Source organism: Streptomyces sp. LS-MS-L19, assembly GCF_058382285.1.
In genome coordinates this window covers 1,643,804-1,665,375 of sequence record NZ_JBYCLL010000001.1, presented here as the reverse complement: position 1 = coordinate 1,665,375, position 21,572 = coordinate 1,643,804, and the positions used below count along the sequence as shown (strand labels likewise).

The following is a 21,572-nucleotide window of genomic DNA, read 5'->3' as shown; positions in this document are numbered from 1 at the left end:
CGCCCCACCCCACGGCGTGCGTCCGCCAGCGCCCCTACAGGGAGGAGAGCGTCGCCATGCCCGACCGCGCCCCGCAGCCGGTGGACCGGCAACTGCCCACGGACGAGGCCCGGGACCTGATCTCGCTCGTCCGCGACATCGCGCAGCACGAGATCGTCCCGCGGGCGGCCGAGCAGGAGGACGCCGGGCACTTCCCGCGCGAGGTCTTCACCCTGCTCTCCCGCACCGGACTGCTCGGCCTGCCCTACGACTCCGAACACGGCGGCGCCGACCAGCCGTACGAGGTCTACCTCCAGGTCCTCGAAGAGCTCGCCGCCGCTCGCCTCACCGTCGGCCTCGGCGTCAGCGTGCACACCCTCGCCTCCTACGCGCTCGCCACCTACGGCACCAAGGAACAGCAGGTCGAGCACCTGCCCGCGATGCTCGGCGGCGGGCTCCTCGGCGCCTACTGCCTCTCCGAGCCGTCCTCCGGTTCCGACGCGGCCTCGCTGCGCACCAGAGCGGTCCGGGACAGCGACGACTGGGTGATCACCGGCACCAAGGCCTGGATCACCCACGGTGGGGTCGCCGACTTCTACACCGTCATGGCGCGGACCGGCGAGGAGGGCCCGCGCGGGATCACCGCGTTCCTGGTCCCCGCCGACGCGCCCGGGGTCAGTGCCGCGGCCCCGGAGAAGAAGATGGGCATGAAGGGCTCGCCCACCGCCCAGGTCCACTTCGACGGGGTCCGCGTCCCGGACGCGCGGCGCATCGGCGACGAGGGCCAGGGCTTCGCGATCGCCCTGTCCGCGCTGGACTCGGGGCGGCTGGGCATCGCGGCCTGCGCGATCGGACTGGCCCAGGCGGCCCTCGACGAGGCGGTCGACTATGCGACCGGGCGGCAGCAGTTCGGGCGGCCGATCGCCGACTTCCAGGGGCTGCGCTTCATGCTCGCCGACATGGCGACCCAGATCGAGGCCGGCCGGGCGCTGTACCTCGCGGCGGCTCGGCTGCGGGATGCCGGGCGCCCCTTCGCCAAGCAGGCGGCCATGGCCAAGCTGCACTGCACCGACACCGCGATGAAGGTCACCACCGACGCCGTCCAGGTCCTCGGCGGCTACGGCTACACCGCGGACTTCCCGGCCGAGCGGTACATGCGCGAGGCCAAGGTCCTGCAGATCGTCGAGGGCACCAACCAGATCCAGCGCATGGTCATCGCCCGTCACCTGGCGGGTCCTGAGACCCGCTGAACTGCCCCGGCCTGACCTGCGGCGCCGCGAGCCGGACCCACTCCGGGTCGTGGCGCCCCGGCAGGGTGCGCCCGCCGCTGGCCCAGGTGCGCATCAGATCGCGGTAGATGGGCGGGTCCTGGGGCGGCGGCGGAGCAGGGCGGTAGGCAGGCGGAACCGATTCTGCGACCGGCGCGTAGGCAAGGGTCATACCGGGGCAACGCGGAAGCCGGCAACCGGGTCACCGCTCCCCGTAATCGAGCGTGAGTTCACCGGCGTCCGGCCGAACATCTGGCCACCGACGCCCGCCTGACGTACCGTCAGCCCCCACCCCGGCAGGGAGGTTGACCGTGGCCGACGACCGCCCGGTACCGCTCGACGAGTACCCCGTGCACCAGGTGCCCCTGTCCATGAAGTACGTGGCGACCGGGGACCGCAACGCCTACGACCGCTGCATCTTCCACGTCCTCGACCACGAGGGACGCGCCCTGCTGATCCTCGGGCTCGGGGTGTACCCCAACCTCGGGGTCATCGACGCCTACGCCACCCTGCGCCTGGGTGACACCCTGCACGCGGTGCGCGCCTCGGACGCCCTGCGCGACGACGCCCGCACCGACCTGAGCGTCGGCCCGCTGCGCATCCTCGTCGAACGCCCGCTGCGCGACTTCGTGTTGAGCTGCGAGGCCGCCCCGGGCGACCCGGAGGGACTGTCGTACGAGATCAACTGGACCGCCGACTTCCCGGCCCTGTGGGAGCCGCACCACCTCCAGCGGCGGGGCGGCCGGCTCACCCTGGAGGGCCGGCGTTTCGTGCAGGCCGGGCACTGCGACGGCTGGATCCGGGTGGGTGGGCGCGAGATTTCCGTCCAGGGCTGGACCGGGACCCGGGACCGCAGCTGGGGGGTGCGGCCGGTGCCGGGGGAGGAGGGCGGCCGGTTCGCCGAGGAGCACCCGACGGAGGGCTTCCACTGGATCTGGTGCCCGGTCCGCTTCGACGACCGCTTCCTCATGGTGATCGTCCAGGAGGACGCCGACGGCCACCGCTCACTGAACGACGCGACCCTGGTCCGCCCCGGCCGGCGCGACCGCCAACTCGGCTGGCCCCAGCCCGAGATCGGCTACCGTACCGGCACCCGGCACCCGGAGCGCGCCCTCATCCACCTCGGCGACGTCCGCAAACCCATGGAGCTGGAGGTGGAGGTCCTCACCTCCTCCCCGCTCGCCGTCGGCGCCGGCTATCCACCGGCCGACGACTGGCAGCACGGCACCTGGCAGGGCCGCGACTGGACCGACCGGCGCACCTACGACCTCACCGAGCCGCACCCCCTGGCCGCCTACGGCGTCACCGACCACGCGGCCCGCTTCCGCCTGGACGGCCGCGTCGGCCACGGCATCTTCGAGCACGGCTCGATCGGACGGCACGACCCGAGCGGCTTCACCGGGTTCGACTCGGTCGCTCCGTAGGAAGGATCCGGCTGCTCCACAAGGGAGTTGACGACCATGGCCACGGCACCCCGCCCCCGCACCACCACCCGCGACCCGGAGGAGCTCGCCCACCGCCTCACCGCCTGGCTCGCGGCGCGCCTGCCCGGCGCGCAGGCCGTGGACGTCAGCGTCCCCGCCTCCAACGGCCTGTCCAGCGAGACCCTGCTCTTCGACATCGAGCACCCCGAACCGCCCCTGCGCTGCTGCGCGTTGAGACTCGCCGCGGACCCGTCGGCGTACACCGTCTTCCCGGTCTACGACATGGTCCGCCAGTACCGCACGATGCTCACGGTGGCTCGCTGCACGGACCTTCCCGTCCCGAGGGTCCAGTGGCTGGAGGAGGACCCGGGCCCGCTCGGGGCGCCCTTCTTCGTGATGGAGCGGGTCGAGGGGCGCGTACCGCCGGACGTCATGCCGTACACCTACGAGGGCAACTGGCTGCACGCGGCGAGCGACACCGAACGCGAGCACCTGGAGGCGGCCACGGTCGGACTGCTGGCCCGCCTGCACGACCAAGTCCCCTTGGCCGAGGCCGAGTTCCTGGCGCTGCCCGGCGAGGGCGACGCGCTGCGCCGCCATGTCACGGCCCAACGCGCCTACTACGACTGGGTGGTGGCCGGACTGCCCCGCTCACCCCTCATCGAGCAGGCCTTCGACCGGCTGGAGGACCTCTGGCCGCACGACCCGTGCCCACCCGTCCTCAACTGGGGCGACGCACGCATCGGCAACGTGATCTACGACGGCTTCGACCCCGTCGCCGTACTGGACTGGGAGATGGCCGCCCTGGCCCCGCGCGAGGTGGACCTCGGCTGGACGGTCTACCTGCACCGCTTCTTCCAGGACCTCACGGTCGCCTTCGGGCAGCGCGGACTGCCCGACTTCCTGCGCCGCGACCGCATCGAGGCCCGCTACGCCGAACTCACCGGCCACACCCCGCACGACATGGACTTCTTCACGCTGTACGCCGCGCTGCGGCACGCGATCGTCATGCTGCGCGTCGCCTACCGGCAGGTCCACTTCGGTGAGGTGGCCGTACCGGCGGACCCGGACACACTGATCCTGCACCACGGCAGCCTGCGGGCCATGGTGCAGGGCAGCTACTGGGAATGAGCGAGCCGGCTCGGGCGCCGGAGCGCCGGAAGACCTGACTCAGGCCGCGGCCTGGCGGCGCATCACCGGCACGCGCATGGGGCGCGAACCCGGGCCACCGACGTGCGAGAAGGGCTGGGTCCGCCAGTCGAGCCCCTGAGGGAGCGTCAACAGCAGCGCGGTGTCCTGCTCCTGGGGCTGCGCCGACTCGTCCGCCGAGCGGGCCTCGGCGGCCCTGCGACCCGTACCGGCGCAGACCGTCAGGCCGAAGGGGTTCCACGGCGAGGCACACAGCGCGTGCTCCGGCAGCACCTCCTCGTCCGCCAGCAGGGCGATGGGCTGCGCGCAGTCCGGGCAGATCACCCGGTACATCTCGAAGGTGTCGTACGCGTCGAACTCGTCGTCGAGAGCGTCGGGTTCGACGCCCTCCGGCTCGGGCTCGACGACTGCCAGGCGCTTGGGCGCGGTACGACCAGGACGCTTAAGACTCTGCATTGGGTTCTCCCCCTCGGGCTGGGCCGTGAAGGCACTGCGGCCTCGACCACAGCAAGCACTTCCCGTCCGGTCGCGGGGGTAATCACGAGAACATCACGGAGGCTCCCGCGGGCGTGTGGCCTTCGTCACATGCCGCTCGCAGATGCCCGTGGCGGTCGCTTTGTCCCTCAGGCGGCGCACAGGTCGTGCCCGGTCACATCACGAACCGGGCATGACCTGGGCCGCTCCTGTATCCGAGGAGATCAGACGCACTGTAGGTTCTTGCGCCATGGAGGAGCTGGACCGACAAATCGTGCAGCTGCTCGTCAAGGACGGGCGGATGAGTTACACAGACCTGGGCAAGGCCACCGGCCTGTCCACGTCGGCCGTGCACCAGCGGGTGCGACGGCTGGAGCAGCGCGGTGTCATCCGCGGGTACGCCGCGGTGGTCGACCCCGAGGCGGTGGGCCTGCCCATGACCGCCTTCATCTCGGTGAAACCCTTCGACCCCAGCGCCCCCGACGACATCGCGGAACGCCTGGCCGGCGTCCCCGAGATCGAGGCGTGCCACAGCGTGGCGGGCGACGAGAACTACATCCTCAAGGTGCGGGTGGCGACCCCGCACGAACTGGAGGAGCTGCTCGCGAGGCTCCGCTCCCTGGCGGGCGTCTCGACGCGCACGACGGTGGTGCTGTCGACCCCGTACGAGGCCAGGCCGCCGCGCATCTGATCACCCGCACTCCGGTGGTCGCGCGGCCCCTGGAACACTGTCCCTCATGAGTGAACCGAAGACCGTCCTCCTGCGCCGCGGCGAGGTGCACAGCCCCGCCGACCCCTTCGCCACGGCGATGGTCGTGGAGCGGGGCCAAGTCGCCTGGGTCGGCTCGGAAGGCGCCGCCGACGCCTTCGCGGACGGGGTCGACGAGACCGTCGACCTGGACGGCGCCCTGGTCACTCCCGCGTTCACCGACGCACACGTGCACACGACCGCCACCGGCCTCGCCCTCACCGGTCTCGACCTGTCGGACGCGCCGTCGCTCGACGCGGCGCTGACCCTTGTACGGGAGTTCGCGGCCGCCCGTCCGCACGACCGCGTCCTCCTCGGTCACGGCTGGGACGCCTCGCGCTGGCCCGGCAACCGCCCGCCCACCCGCGCGGAACTCGACGAGGCCACCGGGGGCCGCCCGCTCTATCTGAGCCGCATCGACGTCCACTCCGCGGTCGTGACGACGGCACTCCTCGACATGACGGCCGTGGGGCACGTGGACGGACCTCTCACCGCCGACGCCCATCACGCCGTACGCGCGACGGCGCTCGCCGCCGTCTCCCCGGCCCAGCGGGCACAAGCGCAGCGTGCCGCCCTCGCCCACGCGGCCTCACACGGCATCGGGACCGTTCACGAATGCGCAGGCCCCGAGATCTCCTCGGAGGACGACTTCACCGGCCTCCTGCGCCTCGCGGAAGCGGAGCCCGGTCCACGGGTCGTCGGCTACTGGGCGGAGCGGGCCGACGAAGGCGTGGTCAAGGCACGCGAGCTCGGCGCGGTCGGCGCCGCCGGGGACCTCTTCGTCGACGGCGCCCTCGGCTCCCACACCGCCTGCCTGCACGAGCCCTACACCGACGCCGACCACACCGGCACCGCCTACCTGGACACCGCCGCCGTGGCCGCCCATGTCATCGCCTGTACCGAGGCGGGCCTCCAGGCCGGCTTCCACGCGATCGGCGACGCGGCCGTGACCGCCGTGGTCGAGGGTGTCCGCGCCGCCGCGGAGAAGCTCGGCCTCGCCCGCGTCCGTGCCGCCCGGCACCGCGTCGAGCACGCCGAGATGCTCACTCCCGAGGCGATCGCCGCCTTCGCCGAACTCGGTCTGACCGCCTCCGTCCAGCCCGCCTTCGACGCCCTGTGGGGCGGCGAGGACGGCATGTACGCCCGGCGCCTGGGCCGGGAGCGGGCGAGCCGCCTGAACCCCTTCGCGGCCCTCCTGCGGGCCGGCGTCCCGCTCGCCTTCGGCTCCGACAGCCCGGTGACCCCCCTCGACCCGTGGGGCACGGTCCGCGCCGCCGCCTTCCACCACACCCCCGAGCACCGGGTCTCCGTGCGCGCCGCCTTCACCGCGCACACCCGGGGCGGCTGGCGGGCGGTCGGCCGCGACGACGCCGGCGTCCTGGTGCCCGGCGCCCCCGCGGACTACGCGGTGTGGCGCACCGACGAACTGGTCGTGCAGGCCCCCGACGACCGGGTGGCCCGCTGGTCCACCGACCCGCGCTCCGGCACCCCCGGCCTGCCCGACCTGACGCCGGGCCGTGACCTGCCCGTCTGTCTGCGCACAGTGGTCGGCGGACGGACGGTCTTCGTACGGCCGGGCGAGTGATCTCCCGGGGTGGCGCGGTACCGGCCGACCTGTCGCGCGACCTGCGCATCCTCCCCGCTGACCAGGGCGTTGACGGCGGAGCCGCAGGTCAAACGGCTGTTGACAGCCGACGGCAGGGGGCCGGTAGGTTCGGCCGGGTCCACCACCGGACGCCCGACCGCGGAACCTCCGCCCAGTCGTCGCAGCGCCGCTGGGTCAGGGACGGTGTGCCGCACCGGGGCACCGCCACTGGGAGCCAGGCTCAGCGCTCGCGCCACGGCGAGGGAACGTTCCGTCCGGTCGGGGAGGTGTGACCCGGGTGGGGCCCGGGCGCTCAGTAGACAACGGCTTTCGGTCGACCCGCAGCCAGCGGGCCCCAGGTCGGCCCGAAGGGCGCCGGGCCCCCATCCGCAGCGAGGCGACCGCCTCCGCCGGGGGAGCATGATGTCGCCACAGCGGCCGAAAACCGCATTCTTACCCCGATCTTGTGGAAACGACACCAGCATACGAACGCCTTGTCACGTCATCGCAGGCCGTGCGCACTATGGTGGACGCCTGCGCAATGACTCGAAGGGGCAGCAGTGAACGACGGCGACGGGACCCGTACGGCCCAGGGGAGACGGTTCGGCCCGCTCGGCACAGCCTTGGTGATCATTCCGACCTACAACGAGGCGGAGAACATCAAGGCCATCGTCGGCCGGGTGCGAAAGGCCGTCCCGGAGGCGCACGTCCTCGTGGCCGACGACAACAGCCCCGACGGCACCGGCAAGCTCGCCGACGAACTGGCCGTCGAGGACGACCAGGTCCATGTCCTGCACCGCAAGGGCAAGGAGGGCCTCGGGGCCGCCTACCTCGCGGGCTTCCGCTGGGGCCTGGAGCGTGACTACGGCGTCCTGGTCGAGATGGACGCCGACGGCTCCCACCAGCCCGAGGAACTGCCCCGCCTGCTGACCGCCCTCAAGAGCGCCGACCTGGTGCTCGGCTCGCGCTGGGTGCCCGGTGGCCGGGTCGTGAACTGGCCCAGGTCCCGCGAGTTCATCTCCCGCGGCGGCAGCCTCTACTCCCGGGTCGCCCTCGAACTCCCCCTGCGGGACATCACCGGCGGCTACCGCGCCTTCCGCCGCGAGACCCTCGAAGGCCTCGGCCTGGAGGACGTGGCGTCCCAGGGCTACTGCTTCCAGGTCGACCTCGCCCGCCGCGCGGTCAAGGCCGGCTTCCACGTCGTGGAGGTGCCCATCACCTTCGTCGAGCGTGAACTCGGCGACTCCAAGATGAGCCGCGACATCCTGGTGGAGGCCCTGTGGCGGGTCACCACCTGGGGCGTGGGCGAGCGGGTCGGCAGGATCACCGCGCGCGGGAAGCGCCCGCGGCCGTAGGCCTGTGGTCCCGCTACGGCCGCACAGGTGCGGCTGATCGTCCCCTTATGCCGTGCTGAGCCGCGCCCAGGCACACTGGACGTATGACGACAGGCGCTTCGACCCCCACGTACCCCGCCCGGCCCCGCCGCTCCCGTGTCCGCACCTTCCTGCCGCTGGGCGTCGCCGCCTGGCTGGTGCTGGAGATCTGGCTGCTGACCCTGGTGGCGAGCGCGGCGAGCGGGTTCGCGGTGTTCCTGCTGCTGGTAGCCGGCTTCGTGCTCGGCTCGGTGGTGATCAAGCGCGCCGGCCGCCGCGCCTTCCAGAACCTGAACGAGGCGCTCCAGCGGGGCGGCGCCCCGTCCGACTCGGGCAGCGGCGGCAACGGCCTGATGATGCTGGGCGGGCTGCTCCTGATGATCCCCGGTCTGATCTCCGACGCGGTGGGCCTGCTCCTGCTGGTCCCGCCGGTCCAGAAGGCCGTCGGCCGCTATGCCGAGCGCACGTTCGACCGCAAGCTCCGCGCCGCCGTCCCGGGCACCCTGGGCGACGCCTTCCAGCAGGCCAGGATCCACCACCCCGACGGCAAGGTGGTCCAGGGCGAGGTCATCCGTGACACGCAGGACCGGCCCGAGGACACCCCGCAGGACCCGAGGCCGCCGCTGACCCGCTGACGGGCCGGGAGCCACGCGAGCCAGCCGGGGCCGGCTGCAGCCGCTGCTCAACGGCTCCGGACAGCACAAACCGCGGGCGCCGTACGTGGAGTCACGTACGGCGCCCGCGGTGTTTCACGTGCACTTGTGCTGCGGCCCAGCCCCCGTGGGGACTACGCCGACTTGCGGCTGTCCCGGGGATGAACCGCGATGTTCATCGCCCCGGATCGCAGAACCGCCAGACGCTCCTCGAGGACCTCTTCGAGCTCCTCACGGGTGCGTCGCTCCATCAGCATGTCCCAATGGGTACGCGCGGGCTTGGCCTTCTTTTCCTCAGGGCCGTCGCCGTCAACCAGGAGTGCCTGGGCCCCGCAGACCTTGCACTCCCACTCCGGCGGGATCTCCGCCTCGACCGAGAAGGGCATCTCGAAGCGGTGCCCCTTCTCGCATGCGTACTCCACGGCCTGGCGCGGGGCCAGGTCGATGCCGCGGTCCGTCTCGTAGCTGGTCACCACGAGGCGCGTGCCGCGAAGAGCTCGCTCACTCATGAATCGTGCCTCCCGGGCTTGTCGCCCACAGGACAGGTGTCGCTGTCGTCGTCATACCGGTCAACGTCCGGTCGGCGGTAAAGATTCCCGTTCCGGGTCCCGTCCCGGGCAATGCGTCGCCGTCGTAGCCGCCCCTTGTTGTACCCACCAGCGCCCGGTTTGTCACATCTGCTAGCAGATGTCACCCAGCGCTTCGGCATCTTTGACGCGCAGTAACGGTACGCCTGGCAGGCCAAACGCGTACACTACAGCGCTTTGGTGTTGAACGCTAAATCCTTTCGGGTACGGGATTGCCCGCGTCGCTGATCGCCTGCCGCACCGGAACCCTCGCGAGCAGGGCGAATCCGATGACGAAGAAGGCCACCAGGGAGATGATCGCGTCCCGATAACTTCCGGTTACCTGGTAGGTGATCCCGAACAGCAGCGGCCCCAGCCAGCTCATGCCCCGGTCGCTCATCTCGTACGCCGAGAAGTACTCGGCCTCCTTGCCGGGCGGGACGAGATGGGAGAACAGGGAGCGTGACAGGGCCTGGCTGCCGCCGAGCACCAGCCCGATCCCGGACGCCAGCACGAAGAACCACACGGGCGCGCCGGCGGGCAGGAAGTACCCGGCCGCCAGGATCACCGCCCAGGCGACCAGCGAGCCGAGGATCGCGCGCTTGGCCCCGTAGGTCCGCGCGAGCCGGCCGAGCGCCAGCGCTCCCGCCACCGCGAGCACCTGGACCAGGAGCACGGCCGCGATGAGGGTCGACTGCCCGAGGTCCAGTTCCTCGGAGCCGTAGATCGACGCCTGGGAGATGACGGTCTGGATGCCGTCGTTGTAGATCAGGTACGCCAACAGGAAGGCGAGGGTGAGCGGGTGGCGGCGCATGTCGCGGACGGTGGCGGCGAGCTGCCGGAAGCCGGGGGCCGTGGGCTCCTTCGTCCCGTGCGCGGCCGACCGCCGGTCGCGCAGCCGTCGTAGCGGAATCAGCGCGAAGGCTCCCCACCACAGCCCTGCCGAGGCCAGACAGATGCGGACCGCGGCGCTCTCGGAGAGACCGAAGGAGTCGTGGCCCATGTAGAGCACGAGGTTCGCGACCAGGACCAGGGCGCCCGCCGCGTAGCCGAAGGCCCAGCCCTTGGACGAGACCGCGTCGCGCTCCTCGGGCGGGGCGATCTGCGGCAGGTAGGAGTTGTACAGCATCGTCCCGACGGACTGCGCCGCGTTCGCGACGACCAGGAGGACGCCGCCGAGGAGATAGCGGTCACCGCCGAGGAAGAACATCCCGGTCGTGGCGGCGGCCCCGGTGTAGGCGGCGGCCGCGAGCAGCGGCTTCTTACGGCCCCTGCGGTCGGCGGCGGCACCCACCAGGGGCATCACCAGCACGGCCACGATCACCGACAGGGACACCGAGTACGCGAAGAAGGAGCCCGCCCGCACCGGGATGCCCAGCGGGTGGACGTAACCGTCCGCGTCCGCCGCGTGCTTGGCGACCGAGGTCAGATAGGGGCCGAGGAACACGGTGAGCACGCTCGTCGAGTAGACGGAGCACGCCCAGTCGTAGAAGTACCAGCCGCGCTGCTCGCGCCGCCGTTCGGCGGCCTCGTCGGCCGAGCCCGCCCGCACGGTGTCGATGCCCACCCGTGCCTCCCCGTCATGGTGCCGTGCGCGGACCGGGAGCAGGGGACGCGGGTGTCAGACCCAGGTGCCCCGGTCCTCCATGACCTTGCGCAGTGTGTCGATGTGATCGGTCATGATGCCATCGACTCCCAGGTCCAGGAGCCGGTGCATGCGTTCGGGTTCGTTGACGGTCCACACGTGCACCTGGAGCCCGCGCGCGTGGGCGGTACGCACGAAGCGGTGGTCGACCACCTGGATGCCGGACTGGGTCTCGGGCACCTGGGCGGCGACGGCCGAGCGGCGCAGGGCCGCGGGCACTCCCCAGGAGCGCAGCCGCAGATTGAGCACACCCCGGGTGCCGTACGACGTCGCGAGCCGCGGTCCCGCCAGCCGCTGGGCGCGCATCACCCGCGCCTCGGAGAAGGAGCCGACGCAGATCCGGTCCCAGGTATCGGTGCGCTCGACGAGGTCCAGGAGCGGCAGGAGAGCCGGCTCGGCCTTGACGTCGATGTTCCAGCGCGCCTCGGGGAAGGTCTCCAGCAGCTCCTCGAAGAGCGGCACCGGCTCCTGGCCCGCCACGCGCGCGTGCCGTACGTCGGCCCAGGGGAGGTCCGCTATCCGTCCCGCGCCGTCGGTGACCCGGTCCAGAGTGGCGTCGTGGAAGGCGACCAGCCTGCCGTCCGCGGTGGCGTGCACGTCGGTCTCCAGATACCGGTAGCCCGCCTCGACCGCCCGCCGGAACTGGAACGCGGTGTTCTCCAGACCGTCCGCCGCCCCGCCCCGGTGGGCAAAGGGGATGGGGCCGGGATGGTCGAGATAGGGGTGGCGTATCCGGGAGGTCACGGACGCAGTATCGCTCCCCGCGGTTGCCCGCCGGCAACGACCGTGCTGCCGTCGGATGCCCGGGACACGGCGAACACCCGCAGGAAGAGCTGGGCGAGCGGGCCGATGGACAGCGCGTAGAGGACGGTGCCGACCCCGATGGTGCCGCCCAGGGCGAACCCGGTGACCACCACGGCCACTTCGACCGCCGTCCGCATCAGCCGGATCGAGCGCCCCGTCCGCCGGTGCAGCCCGGTCATCAGCCCGTCCCTCGGTCCCGGGCCGAACCGGGCCGCGATGTAGAGGCCGGTGGCCACGCCGTTGAGCAGGACGCCGACCAGCAGGACGGGTATCCGTACGGCGAGACCGTGCACCTCGGGGACGGCGGCGAGGGTGGCGTCCATGGCGATGCCGACCACGAAGACGTTGGAGACGGTGCCGAGCCCCGGCCGCTGGCGCAGTGGGATCCACAGCAGCAGCACCACCGCGCCCACGATGATGGACACGACCCCGATGGACAGGCCGGTGAGCTCGGCGAGGCCCTGGTGCAGCACACCCCAGGGCTCCAGGCCCAGACCCGCCTCGACGAGCAGCGCGGAGCTGGCTCCGTACAGAGCGAGTCCGACGTACAGCTGGATCAACCGTCGCCCGAGACGGTTTTGTGCGGACAAGGCGGGTCCCCCTGTGGTGGTAGTGGCCTGACGCATGACACCCTGTGGCTTGGGATGGCACGCCATCCATGGCCAATTCCGGGAAGGTGGACTGATTTCGGTGGCGCAGTGGACCTCCGCGGTGGGTGCCGCGCAACTCGCCCGGCTGCTCAACTCCCAGCAGGACCGCCCGGCAGGCGCCGGTACGCGTCGCCCGCCGGCCTACCGCGCTCTCGCCGACGGCATCCGCCTGCTGGTCCTGGAGGGCCGGGTCCCGGTGGCCGCCCGCCTGCCCGCGGAACGCGAACTGGCCCTCTCCCTGTCCGTCAGCCGTACGACCGTCGCGGCGGCCTACGAGGCACTGCGGGCCGAGGGATTCCTGGAGTCCCGGCGCGGCGCCGGCAGCTGGACTGCGGTCCCGGCCGGGAACCCGCTCCCCGCCCGCGGCCTGGAGCCGCTCCCGCCCGAGGCCCTCGGTTCGATGATCGACCTCGGCTGCGCGGCGCTGCCCGCCCCCGAGCCCTGGCTGACCCGTGCGGTGCAGGGCGCCCTGGAGGAGCTGCCGCCGTACGCCCACACCCATGGCGACTACCCGGCGGGGCTGCCCGCCCTGCGCGCGATGATCGCCGAGCGCTACACCGCGCGCGGGATCCCGACCATGCCCGAGCAGATCATGGTCACGACCGGCGCGATGGGCGCGATCGACGCGATCTGTCACCTGTTCGGGGGACGGGGCGAGCGCATCGCGGTCGAGTCCCCGTCCTACGCGAACATCCTCCAGCTGATGCGGGAGGCGGGCGCCCGGCTCGTGCCCGTCGCGATGGCGGAGGGGCTGACCGGCTGGGACATGGACCGCTGGCGTCAGGTCCTGCGGGACGCGGCACCCCGGATCGCCTATGTCGTCGCCGACTTCCACAACCCGACCGGCGCGCTGGCCGACGACGACCAGCGGCGGCGGCTGGTGGAGGCTGCGCGGTCCGCGGGGACCGTCCTGGTGGCCGACGAGACGATGACGGAGCTGTGGCTCGACGAGGACGTCACGATGCCGCGCCCGGTGTGCGCCTTCGACCCGGCCGGCTCCACCGTGGTCACCGTCGGCTCCGCCAGCAAGGCGTTCTGGGCGGGGATGCGCATCGGCTGGGTGCGGGCGGCTCCCGACGTCATCCGCAGCCTGGTCGCCGCGCGGGCCTACGCCGACCTCGGGACCCCGGTCCTCGAACAGCTGGCCGTGAACTGGCTGTTCAGCACCGGCGGCTGGGAGCACGCCGTGGAACTCCGGCGGGGCCAGGCCCGGGAGAACCGGGACGCGCTGGTGTCGGCGGTACGGAAGGAACTGCCGTCCTGGGAGTTCGAGGTCCCGCAGGGCGGCCTGACGCTGTGGGTGCGGGCCGGGGGGTTGTCCGGGTCGCGGCTGGCGGAGGTGGGGGAGCGGGTAGGAGTCCGGGTTCCGTCGGGCCCGCGCTTCGGAGTGGACGGCGCTTTCGAGGGCTATGTGCGACTGCCGTTCACGGTGGGAGGCGTGGTGGCCGAGGAGGCGGCGATGCGGTTGGCCGCGGCGGCGAGGGTGGTGGAGAGCGGCGGGTCGGGCAGCGGGGAGTCGCCGCGGACCTTCGTGGCGTGAGGTGGAGGGCCGTGACGCGTCGCGGCCCGCGGCGACCGGAACCCGCTCAGGGGCGCGGGGAACTGCGCGACCAGCCCCGAACGGCCCGCAGCCGCATGACGACCTCCGCCGCTACGGCGCCTCCGCGGCCACCGCATCCGAAGGCACCGTCTCCGAAGGCACCGTCTCCGAAGGCACCGTCTTTCCGTCGGCCGCATCAGACGGCACCGTCTCCCCGTCCGCCGGAGTGGTCCGCTCCGGCAGCAGCGCCAGCACCGCCTGCCGGTCCGCCTCACTCGTCGCGTCGTCGTAGGGATCCGGGGTCGCCGGAACCTGGAGCCGATGCACCGGCCCCGTCCCCAGGCGGGCGTACCCCCGCCCGGGCGGCACCTGTGCCACGGGAGTCGTGTGCGGCGGCGCCCCCAGCACGGACTCCAACTGCTCCGCGGTCGCGGGCCCCAGCACGACACGCGCGCGCGTGTGCTGCCGTACCGGATCGCTCAACGCTTCCGCGCTGTCGAACTGGTCGGCCACCACCACCGTGACATTCGCCGCACGACCGTGCCGCAGGGGGACCTGGAGCAGGGACTGCGGATCCTTGCGGCCGTCCGCGGCGGCGAGGTGGGTGAACGCGGTGGGGCGGTCGAGGAGGATCCACAGGGGGCGCTTGGTGTCGTCCGGCGACGGGTGGCCGGCCTGGCGGGCGCGGTTGACGGCGATCAGGCGGCGCTCGGTCTCGGTCGCCGCCCACTCCAGGCTCGCCAGCGCCCCCGCCAGTCCGCACTCGACCGCGAGGACGCCGTCCCGCCCGGTCAGACACGCGTACTCGCCGGTGCCGCCGCCCTCGACGATGACGACATCGCCGTACTGAAGGGCCTGGAGCGCGATCGAGCGCAGCAGGGTCGAGGTGCCGCTGCCCGGCTGGCCCATGACCAGCAGGTGCGGCTCGGTGGAGCGGATGCCGGTGCGCCAGACGACCGGCGGGACGTCGCGCTGCTCGTCGCCGTAGCCGAGCGGGAGGGTGCGCTGGACCTGGGTGGGGTCGGTGAAGCCGAGGACCGTCTCGCCCGGGGCGGTGACGAAGCGCTGGGCGGCGATGTCGGTGGGGAGCGGGGCGAGGACGGTGACCGTGAGTTCGTTGCCCTCCTCGTCCCAGGTGAAGTGGTACTCGCGGCCGCGGCCCGACTTGGCGTGCAGCAGCTGCTCGATGCGGGCCCGGGACTCGGCCTCACCGTCGGTGAAGTAGGCGGGGTAGCGGATCAGCAGGTGGGTGATGCGGCCGGTGGCGTCGAAGTCGTACGCCGGGAAGGCCTTCTCCCACTCGCCGCCGTGTGTGTACAGCGGGTCCGGGTCCTCGGCGGCCGAGAAGTACGGGACGAGCGCTTCGTACAGCGACTGGAGGCGCTGGGTCTGCGACTCGTCCGGTCCTTCCGGCTCGGGGGACTTTCGGTCCCGGCCCTGCCAGGCCGCCGCCGCCATCAGGCTGATGACGGCGAGCAGCGGGCCGTACGGGACGAGCGCGACGACCAGGACCACCGAGGCCACCAGGAAAAGCAGCGGCCCGCGCTTGTCCTTGGGGGTCTCGGCCCATCTGCGCCGCCCGGCCGAGGCGAGGCGGCGCAGACCGCGGGTCATCGTGATCAGCGGGTGGAGGACGTCGGTGGCGCTGTCGGCCGCCGTCCGGGCCAGCTCCCGGCTCCGGGCGATCTGCGCGCTGCCTGTGCTCAGGATGCGGGGGAGGGGGCGGCGGGCCACGGCTGTCTCCTGGAGGTGCGTACGGACGGGACGGACGGCGTCAGAACTTGATGCCGCCGAGGAGGCTCGCCAGGCTCTCGCCGCCGGCCTTGATGCTCGGGGCGATCGCCGTGCTGGCCAGGTAGAAGCCGAACAGCGCCGAGATCAGGGCGTGGGAGGCCTTGAGCCCGTCCTTGCGGAAGAAGATGAAGACGACGATGCCGAGCAGTACGACACCGGAGATGGAGAGGATCATGTGAGTGCTCCTGGTTCGTGGGGACAGTCACCATGAGTACTTCCAGGATCACAGCATGTATCCATACGACAAAAGGTGCAAATGGGTGAAATTCTTTTGATTTCACTTGGTTGGCAGAGCCGCGGTGATCCTTACCTCCGGGCACTTCGGGTCATGTGCCGCGCGAGCCAGTACCCTTGCGGTTCACCTGAACGGTTGTATGAGAGGCGGTCCGGCCGATGAGCGAAGCCCCCGACCCCGAGGTCGTGGAGCTGGCGACGAAGATCTTCGATCTGGCCCGGCAGGGGCAGACCGAGGCACTCGTGGCGTACGTCGACGCGGGTGTCCCGGCAGGCCTCACCAACGACCGCGGGGACTCGCTCGTGATGCTCGCCGCCTACCACGGCCACGCGGACGCGGTACGCGCGCTCGTCGCCCGCGGGGCGGCGGCCGGTGGCGTCAACGACCGGGGGCAGACACCGCTCGCCGGAGCGGTCTTCAAGGGCTCCGAGGGTGTCATCAAGGCTCTGCTCGAGGGCGGCGCCGACCCGTCCGAGGGCACTCCGTCGGCCGTCGACACGGCCCGGATGTTCGGCCGGACAGAACTGCTCGAATTGTTCGGCGCACACTGATCCGAATGTTCTGACCAGCGAAAACACAGACAACGGGGGAGGCGGTACAAGGCCGCCGAAATTTCGGTCGCGGCAGATGGAAGTGCCGAGTCATCATGACGTCGTGGTTCACGGACGGGATGGCTGGGCAGGTGATGCCGCACCGCGTGGACCGTGAAACGGTCCGCATGGGCCACCGACGAGAGGCAGAGGAAGATGGCTTACAGCAAGCAGGAAACGGCGGGCGCCCCGACGTGTTGTCACGCGGCCAGGTAATGCACGTCCCCGGTTGCGTCGACGCTTGATGTGAGGCTGTTTCCCATGTTCGATCCGGTCATAGCGCCCAGCGGTACGCTGCTCGGCCTGCTCCAGCGGGGCCGCGGCGACGGCACGCTGCACGCGCTCACCGCCCCGCGCGCCGAGGCGCTCGCGGCTCTGAACCACTGCGTGCTGCGCGATCCCCGCCACGACTGGCAGGTGGAGAACCGCTCCCTTTACTACGCCCGTCTCTACCTCGACCTCAACGGCGAGCTGGACGAGATCGAGGCGCACCTCTTCGAGGTGGACGACGTCTTCGACACCGAGGAGTCACGCACGGGCCTCGCCCTCGCCGTCCTCGGCCACCTCGCCTCCTACGGCAGGCGCGACGCGCTCGAACTGCTGCGCAGGTACGCCGCCTCGGGCTCCAACTGGGCCTGGGCCCTGGACGAACTGGCGCTGCGGGACGACGACGCGGGCCTGCGGGCCCTGGCCGCTCCCGTGCTCGCGCGGTTCGGGACCGATCCCGAGGGCGAGGCCGAGCTGGCCGCCGCCGTCCGGGACGCCTTCGAACCGCGGCCCTGGCGGTTGTGGGCCGACGATCCCCGCGAATCCGTCTCCACGCGTGTGCGTGCCGCTCAGGAAGCCGGCTGTTTCGACCGCTGGCAACGCCAGATGCGACCTACCGGGCCCCGTCCGGGGTGGAGCGTGCGGGCCGTCTTCGAGTGGGCCCAGCAGGGCGTCGAGCGGGGGGCCGCGCTGCATGTGCCCGCCGCCCGCTGTCTGGCCGCCGTGGCGGGCCCCGAGGACCGCTCCGAGATCCTCGCGGCCGCCGAGGACGGCACCGACGGGGCGCGCTGCACCGCACTGCGCTACCTGGCCGACAGCAATGATCCCGCCGCCTTCGATCTGATCGAGCTGGCCGTCACGACCGGCTCCGCGGCCGTCGTGGAGGCCGCGCTCGACTCATTCGAACGTATGCGCAGTATCGCCGCCGTCGACCGGGCCCGAGGCTGGGCCCGACGGCCCGATCCGCTGGGCGCCGCCGCCGGACGCATGCTCGCCTGTCTGGGCGGAGCCCAGGACCGCGACCTCGTGCTCGCGGCCCTCAGGGAGGCCGTCCGGGGCGAAGGCCCCGACGCACCCACCCTGTGGACCCTTGTCGACGGCGCCGGACGGCTCGGCATCGCCTGCGCCGCCCCCGTACTGCGCCACGTCTACCGGGAGACCGCCTCCTCCCATCTCCGGGGCCGCGCCGCCCACGCGCTCGCCGCCACCGACCCCTCCTTCGCCACCGGCTTCGCCGTCGAATGCCTCTGGGACTGCGAGGAGACCACCCGCGAGATCGCCGCCCGGCACGCCGAGACCGGCGACGCCCGGGTCGTGGAACGGCTCCGCAGGCTCGCCGCCGACCCGGCCGAGGAGGCCGAGGTCCAGACGGTCGTCCGCAGCCGCATCGGACCGGACACCGCCGCCATGTGACACCCGCCCGGAAGCGCACCGCCGGGCACCGTCACGCCCGGCGGGTGAACCCGGGGTGACCCGCGGGTCAGGTCGGCATGGACACGGCCTGACCTGCTCGGGTGCGCAGCGGAACGCTCATGGGACGTTCACCGTTCGCAAAGATCCACGTTGACGCGGCCACGTCCAGTACGGCGACAACACCGGTATGCGTGTCGTCATAGTGACCGAATCCTTTCCCCCCGACGTGAACGGCGTGGCCCACTGCGCGCTCCAGACCGCCCGGCACCTCGTGGATCGCAGTCACCTCCCGCTCGTCGTCGCGCCGGCCACCGCGTCCGGCCCCGGGCCCGGCGTGGACGCCCTCGCGCCCTGCCCCGTCGTCCGTGTCCCCTCCCTCCCCCTCCCGGGCTACCCCCAGGTCCGCGTCGCCCTCCCCAGCAGGCGCGTGGCCGCGGCGATCGCCGAGCACCGTGCCGACGTCGTCCACCTGGCCAGCCCCTTCGTCCTCGGCGTCCGCGGCATGGCCGCCGCCGCCCGGCTCGGCATCCCCGCCGTCGCCGTCTACCAGACCGACCTCGCCGGATACGCCCGCACCTATGTGCACGCGGGTGAGGCCGCCGCCTGGCGCCGCATCCGCTCCGTCCACGCCGCCGCCGACCTCACCCTCGCCCCGTCCAGCGCGTCCCTGCACGACCTGGAGGCGCACGGCGTGCCCCGGGTCAAGCTGTGGCCGCGGGGCGTCGACACCGTCCGCTTCCGCCCCGAGCTGCGCGACGAGGCCCTGCGCCGGCAGCTCGCCCCGAACGGCGAGACGATCGTCGGCTATGTCGGCCGGCTCGCCCCCGAGAAACACATCGAGCTGCTGGCCGACGCCTGCCGCCTGGAGGGCGTCAAGGTCGTGGTGGTCGGCGACGGGCCGAGTGAGCCCGCGCTCACCGAGGCCCTGCCCGGCGCGGTCTTCCTGGGCCGTCGCACGGGTGACGAACTGGCCCGGATCTTCGCCTCCTTCGACGTCTTCGCGCACACCGGGCCCTTCGAGACCTTCTGCCAGACCGTGCAGGAGGCCATGGCCAGCGGCGTGCCCGTCGTCGCGCCCGCCGCCGGAGGTCCGCTGGACCTGGTCGCCCACGGGCGCACCGGGTTCCTCGTCCCGCCGCGCGACCCGGCCGCCCTACGGGACGCGGTCCGGTCCCTGGCCGCCGACCCCGGCATGCGGGCCGCGTTCGGCTCCGCCGCGCGGGCCCTGGTCGGGGGCCGCACCTGGGCCGCCGTCGGCGACCAGCTCATCGCCCACTACGGCGCCGTCCTCGCCGGCCGGAAGACGGCGGTGGCGGCATGAGCGGACAGTCGCTGCGGATCGTCCGCCTCGCCAACTTCGTCGCCCCCGCCTCGGGCGGCCTGCGCACCGCCCTGCGTGAGCTGGGCAAGGGCTACCAGGCCGCCGGGCACGAGTCGGTGCTCATCGTGCCGGGCGAGCGCGCGAGCGACCGGCAGACCGAGCAGGGGCGCGTCATCACCCTGCCCGGCCCGCTGCTCCCCGGCACCGGCGGCTACCGCGTCCTCGCCGACAAGCGGCGCGTGGCCCGGCTCCTGGAGGAACTCGCCCCCGACCGCCTGGAGGTCTCCGACCGGACGACCCTGAGGTGGACCGGCAAATGGGCCCGCCGCGCCCGCGTCCCCGCCGTGATGGTCTCCCACGAGACCGCCGACGGCGTCCTGCGCACCTGGGGACTGTCGGAGCACGCGGCCCGGCGTGCCGCCGATGCCCTCAACGTCCGTACGGCGCACACGTACGCACGCGTGGTGTGCACCACGGAGTTCGCCGAGCGGGAGTTCGTGCGGATCGGGGCGCGCAATGTCGTACGGGCCCCGCTCGGCGTCGATCTGGTCGAGCGGCGCCCGGCGCTGCGCGACCCGGGTCTCAGGAGCCGGTACGCGCGCGACGACGAGACGCTGCTCGTGACGTGCACCCGGCTGTCCGTGGAGAAGCGGCCGAGCACGGCCCTGGACGCCGTGGAGTCGCTGGTGCGCCGGGGGCGGCGGGCGGTGCTCGTGGTGGCCGGGGACGGGCCGCTGCGGCCGCGCCTGGAGCAGCGGGCGCGGGAGCGCGGGCTGCCGGTGACCTTCCTCGGGCACGTCTCGGACCGCGGGCTGCTCGGCGCGCTCCAGGCCACCGCCGACGTGTGCCTGGCTCCCGGGCCCGCCGAGACCTTCGGGCTCGCCGCGCTGGAGGCCATGGCCTGCGGCACGCCGGTCGTGGTCAGCGCCTCCTCCGCGCTGCCGGAGGTGATCGGCTCCGCCGGAGCCGTCGCCGCCGACCGCGGGGAGGCGTTCGCGGACGCCGTGGACCTGCTGCTGGCGCGGTCGGAGGCCGAGCGCCGCGGGCTCGCACGCGCGCGTGCGGAGTGCTTCGGCTGGGACGCGGCGGTCCGGGCGTTTCTCGCGGCGCATGACGCGGAGGCGTTCGTACGGCGTTCTGTGCGCGGGGGTGTGGCGTGAGCGGGGGCGCGTCATGAGAGGCGGGGGCTTGTCATGAGGAACCTGCGCTTCGTCGCTCTCGGGGACTCGCTCACCGAGGGCGTGGGGGATCCCGTGGGCGACGGGTGGCGCGGCTGGGCCGCGCTGCTCGCCGCCGGGCTGTCCGACGGGGACGTCGAGTTCACCAACCTCGCGGTGAGCGGGGCGCAGACGCGGGACGTCCTGGAGCGGCAGCTCCCGGCGGGCCTCGCCCTGCGGCCGGACGTCGTGTCCGTGGTCGTCGGTGTCAACGACACCCTGCGGTGCACCTTCGACATCCAGGCGGTGGCCGCCCGGCTGGACCGGGTGTACGCGGCCTGCACCGAGCAGGGCGCACTGCTGCTCACGGCGTGTCTGCCCGATCCCGGAACGATGCTCGGGCTGCCGGGGGCGCTGTCACGGCCGTTGGCCCGGCGGCAGCGGTCGGTCAACACCGTGGTGCACGCGCTGTCCGAGCGGTACGGGGCGGTGCATCTGCACGCGGCCGAGGGGGAGTGGACCACCGATCGGGCCATGTGGAGCGCGGACCGGTTGCATCCCGGTGAGCGGGGTCACCGGCAGCTCGCGTCGAGGTTCCACGCGTTGCTGGCGGAGCGCGGTCGGGCGACCGGCGCCGCTCCCTCGCCCGAGCCGGAGTTCCCGGTGCCCACCAGGTCGGCGAGTCTGTGGTGGCTGGCGACGGCCGGTACCGGGTGGGTGGTCAGACGGTGCACCGATCTGCTGCCCCAGCTGCTGGCGCTGGCCGCCGACGAGACACGGCACCGCGTGCGGGGAACGAGCGCCAGGCTCGACCTTCGGACGGCCCACGCGGTCTCGACGGCGTTGGCGGCCCTGTCGGTGGTGGAGCAAGGGCCGGAGGCCGCCTAGGCGTTCGGCCTGCGGGGAGTGCACGCCCAGGCGTCGGCCCCGACCAGCG

At 72.7% G+C, this 21,572-nt stretch carries 20 protein-coding genes; 13 read left to right on the top strand and 7 right to left on the bottom strand.

Features of this window, described 5'->3' with window-relative positions; translation table 11 throughout:
• The first annotated feature begins 56 nt into the window (after positions 1-56).
• The 3 genes from AC2XR2_RS07225 (at position 57) to AC2XR2_RS07215 (ending at position 3,802) form a co-directional block, all read left to right on the top strand.
• Positions 57-1,229: an acyl-CoA dehydrogenase gene (locus AC2XR2_RS07225; RefSeq protein WP_449350204.1), complete on the top strand. Its 1,173-nt coding sequence runs from the start codon at positions 57-59 to the stop codon at positions 1,227-1,229.
• A 329-nt stretch (positions 1,230-1,558) separates the two neighbouring features.
• Entirely contained in the window at positions 1,559-2,671 is a 1,113-nt protein-coding gene (locus AC2XR2_RS07220) for an Rv3169 family protein (protein WP_491514609.1), read from the top strand.
• 36 nt (positions 2,672-2,707) lie between these two features.
• Complete coding sequence (locus AC2XR2_RS07215) at positions 2,708-3,802, top strand: phosphotransferase family protein (RefSeq protein ID WP_491514608.1); 1,095 nt, start codon at positions 2,708-2,710, stop codon at positions 3,800-3,802.
• Positions 3,803-3,841: 39 nt separating this feature from the next.
• Here the strand turns inward: AC2XR2_RS07215 and AC2XR2_RS07210 are convergent, their stop codons facing one another.
• The gene (locus tag AC2XR2_RS07210; protein ID WP_330268240.1) at positions 3,842-4,276 is read right to left on the bottom strand and encodes a hypothetical protein; all 435 of its coding nucleotides are present in this window, start codon (positions 4,274-4,276) and stop codon (positions 3,842-3,844) included.
• Positions 4,277-4,544: 268 nt separating this feature from the next.
• Here AC2XR2_RS07210 and AC2XR2_RS07205 point away from each other — a divergent pair, with 268 nt between their 5' ends.
• The 4 genes from AC2XR2_RS07205 (at position 4,545) to fxsA (ending at position 8,635) form a co-directional block, all read left to right on the top strand.
• Positions 4,545-4,985, top strand: coding sequence for an Lrp/AsnC family transcriptional regulator (locus tag AC2XR2_RS07205; RefSeq protein WP_030677853.1), 441 nt, complete (start codon positions 4,545-4,547; stop codon positions 4,983-4,985).
• Positions 4,986-5,031: 46 nt separating this feature from the next.
• Complete coding sequence (locus tag AC2XR2_RS07200; protein WP_491514607.1) at positions 5,032-6,627, top strand: amidohydrolase; 1,596 nt, start codon at positions 5,032-5,034, stop codon at positions 6,625-6,627.
• Between the two features lie 560 nt (positions 6,628-7,187).
• The gene (locus AC2XR2_RS07195) at positions 7,188-7,982 is read left to right on the top strand and encodes a polyprenol monophosphomannose synthase (protein WP_381305494.1); all 795 of its coding nucleotides are present in this window, start codon (positions 7,188-7,190) and stop codon (positions 7,980-7,982) included.
• A gap of 83 nt (positions 7,983-8,065) precedes the next feature.
• Positions 8,066-8,635, top strand: a complete 570-nt coding sequence (fxsA, locus tag AC2XR2_RS07190) for an FxsA family membrane protein (RefSeq protein WP_491514606.1) — start codon at positions 8,066-8,068, stop codon at positions 8,633-8,635.
• Positions 8,636-8,787: 152 nt separating this feature from the next.
• On the opposite strand, the gene AC2XR2_RS07185 is transcribed toward fxsA, so the two are convergent.
• The 4 genes from AC2XR2_RS07185 to yczE form a co-directional block, all read right to left on the bottom strand.
• On the bottom strand, positions 8,788-9,162 hold the full coding sequence (locus AC2XR2_RS07185; protein ID WP_003977404.1) for an RNA polymerase-binding protein RbpA: 375 nt from the start codon (positions 9,160-9,162) through the stop codon (positions 8,788-8,790).
• A gap of 268 nt (positions 9,163-9,430) precedes the next feature.
• Complete coding sequence (locus AC2XR2_RS07180) at positions 9,431-10,786, bottom strand: MFS transporter (RefSeq protein WP_491514605.1); 1,356 nt, start codon at positions 10,784-10,786, stop codon at positions 9,431-9,433.
• Between the two features lie 54 nt (positions 10,787-10,840).
• Positions 10,841-11,608 (bottom strand): glycerophosphodiester phosphodiesterase family protein, encoded by a 768-nt coding sequence (locus AC2XR2_RS07175; RefSeq protein ID WP_491514604.1) that lies wholly within the window; start codon positions 11,606-11,608, stop codon positions 10,841-10,843.
• Entirely contained in the window at positions 11,605-12,294 is a 690-nt protein-coding gene (yczE, locus tag AC2XR2_RS07170; protein WP_491514603.1) for a membrane protein YczE, read from the bottom strand. The genes AC2XR2_RS07175 and yczE overlap by 4 nt, the downstream gene beginning before the upstream one ends.
• A gap of 64 nt (positions 12,295-12,358) precedes the next feature.
• Here yczE and AC2XR2_RS07165 point away from each other — a divergent pair, with 64 nt between their 5' ends.
• Complete coding sequence (locus AC2XR2_RS07165; RefSeq protein ID WP_381304610.1) at positions 12,359-13,858, top strand: SCO1417 family PLP biosynthesis transcription factor; 1,500 nt, start codon at positions 12,359-12,361, stop codon at positions 13,856-13,858.
• 111 nt (positions 13,859-13,969) lie between these two features.
• Here AC2XR2_RS07165 and AC2XR2_RS07160 read toward each other — a convergent pair whose 3' ends face one another.
• Both AC2XR2_RS07160 and AC2XR2_RS07155 read right to left on the bottom strand, forming a co-directional pair.
• On the bottom strand, positions 13,970-15,592 hold the full coding sequence (locus AC2XR2_RS07160) for a P-loop NTPase family protein (protein WP_491514602.1): 1,623 nt from the start codon (positions 15,590-15,592) through the stop codon (positions 13,970-13,972).
• A 40-nt stretch (positions 15,593-15,632) separates the two neighbouring features.
• Positions 15,633-15,827 (bottom strand): hypothetical protein, encoded by a 195-nt coding sequence (locus AC2XR2_RS07155; protein WP_007380617.1) that lies wholly within the window; start codon positions 15,825-15,827, stop codon positions 15,633-15,635.
• Between the two features lie 218 nt (positions 15,828-16,045).
• On the opposite strand from AC2XR2_RS07155, the gene AC2XR2_RS07150 reads away from it, so the two are divergent.
• The 5 genes from AC2XR2_RS07150 to AC2XR2_RS07130 all read left to right on the top strand — a co-directional run bounded on the left by AC2XR2_RS07150 (position 16,046) and on the right by AC2XR2_RS07130 (position 21,523).
• Positions 16,046-16,438 carry an ankyrin repeat domain-containing protein gene (locus AC2XR2_RS07150; protein WP_062241394.1) on the top strand — a complete coding sequence of 131 codons (393 nt, stop codon included), beginning with the start codon at positions 16,046-16,048 and terminating at the stop codon, positions 16,436-16,438.
• A gap of 300 nt (positions 16,439-16,738) precedes the next feature.
• Positions 16,739-18,157 carry a HEAT repeat domain-containing protein gene (locus tag AC2XR2_RS07145; RefSeq protein ID WP_381304604.1) on the top strand — a complete coding sequence of 473 codons (1,419 nt, stop codon included), beginning with the start codon at positions 16,739-16,741 and terminating at the stop codon, positions 18,155-18,157.
• 187 nt (positions 18,158-18,344) lie between these two features.
• Positions 18,345-19,478 (top strand): glycosyltransferase family 4 protein, encoded by a 1,134-nt coding sequence (locus AC2XR2_RS07140; RefSeq protein WP_491514601.1) that lies wholly within the window; start codon positions 18,345-18,347, stop codon positions 19,476-19,478.
• On the top strand, positions 19,475-20,638 hold the full coding sequence (locus AC2XR2_RS07135) for a glycosyltransferase (protein ID WP_491514600.1): 1,164 nt from the start codon (positions 19,475-19,477) through the stop codon (positions 20,636-20,638). The genes AC2XR2_RS07140 and AC2XR2_RS07135 overlap by 4 nt, the downstream gene beginning before the upstream one ends.
• A 33-nt stretch (positions 20,639-20,671) precedes the next feature.
• Complete coding sequence (locus AC2XR2_RS07130) at positions 20,672-21,523, top strand: SGNH/GDSL hydrolase family protein (protein ID WP_491514599.1); 852 nt, start codon at positions 20,672-20,674, stop codon at positions 21,521-21,523.
• The last annotated feature ends 49 nt before the right edge of the window (positions 21,524-21,572 follow it).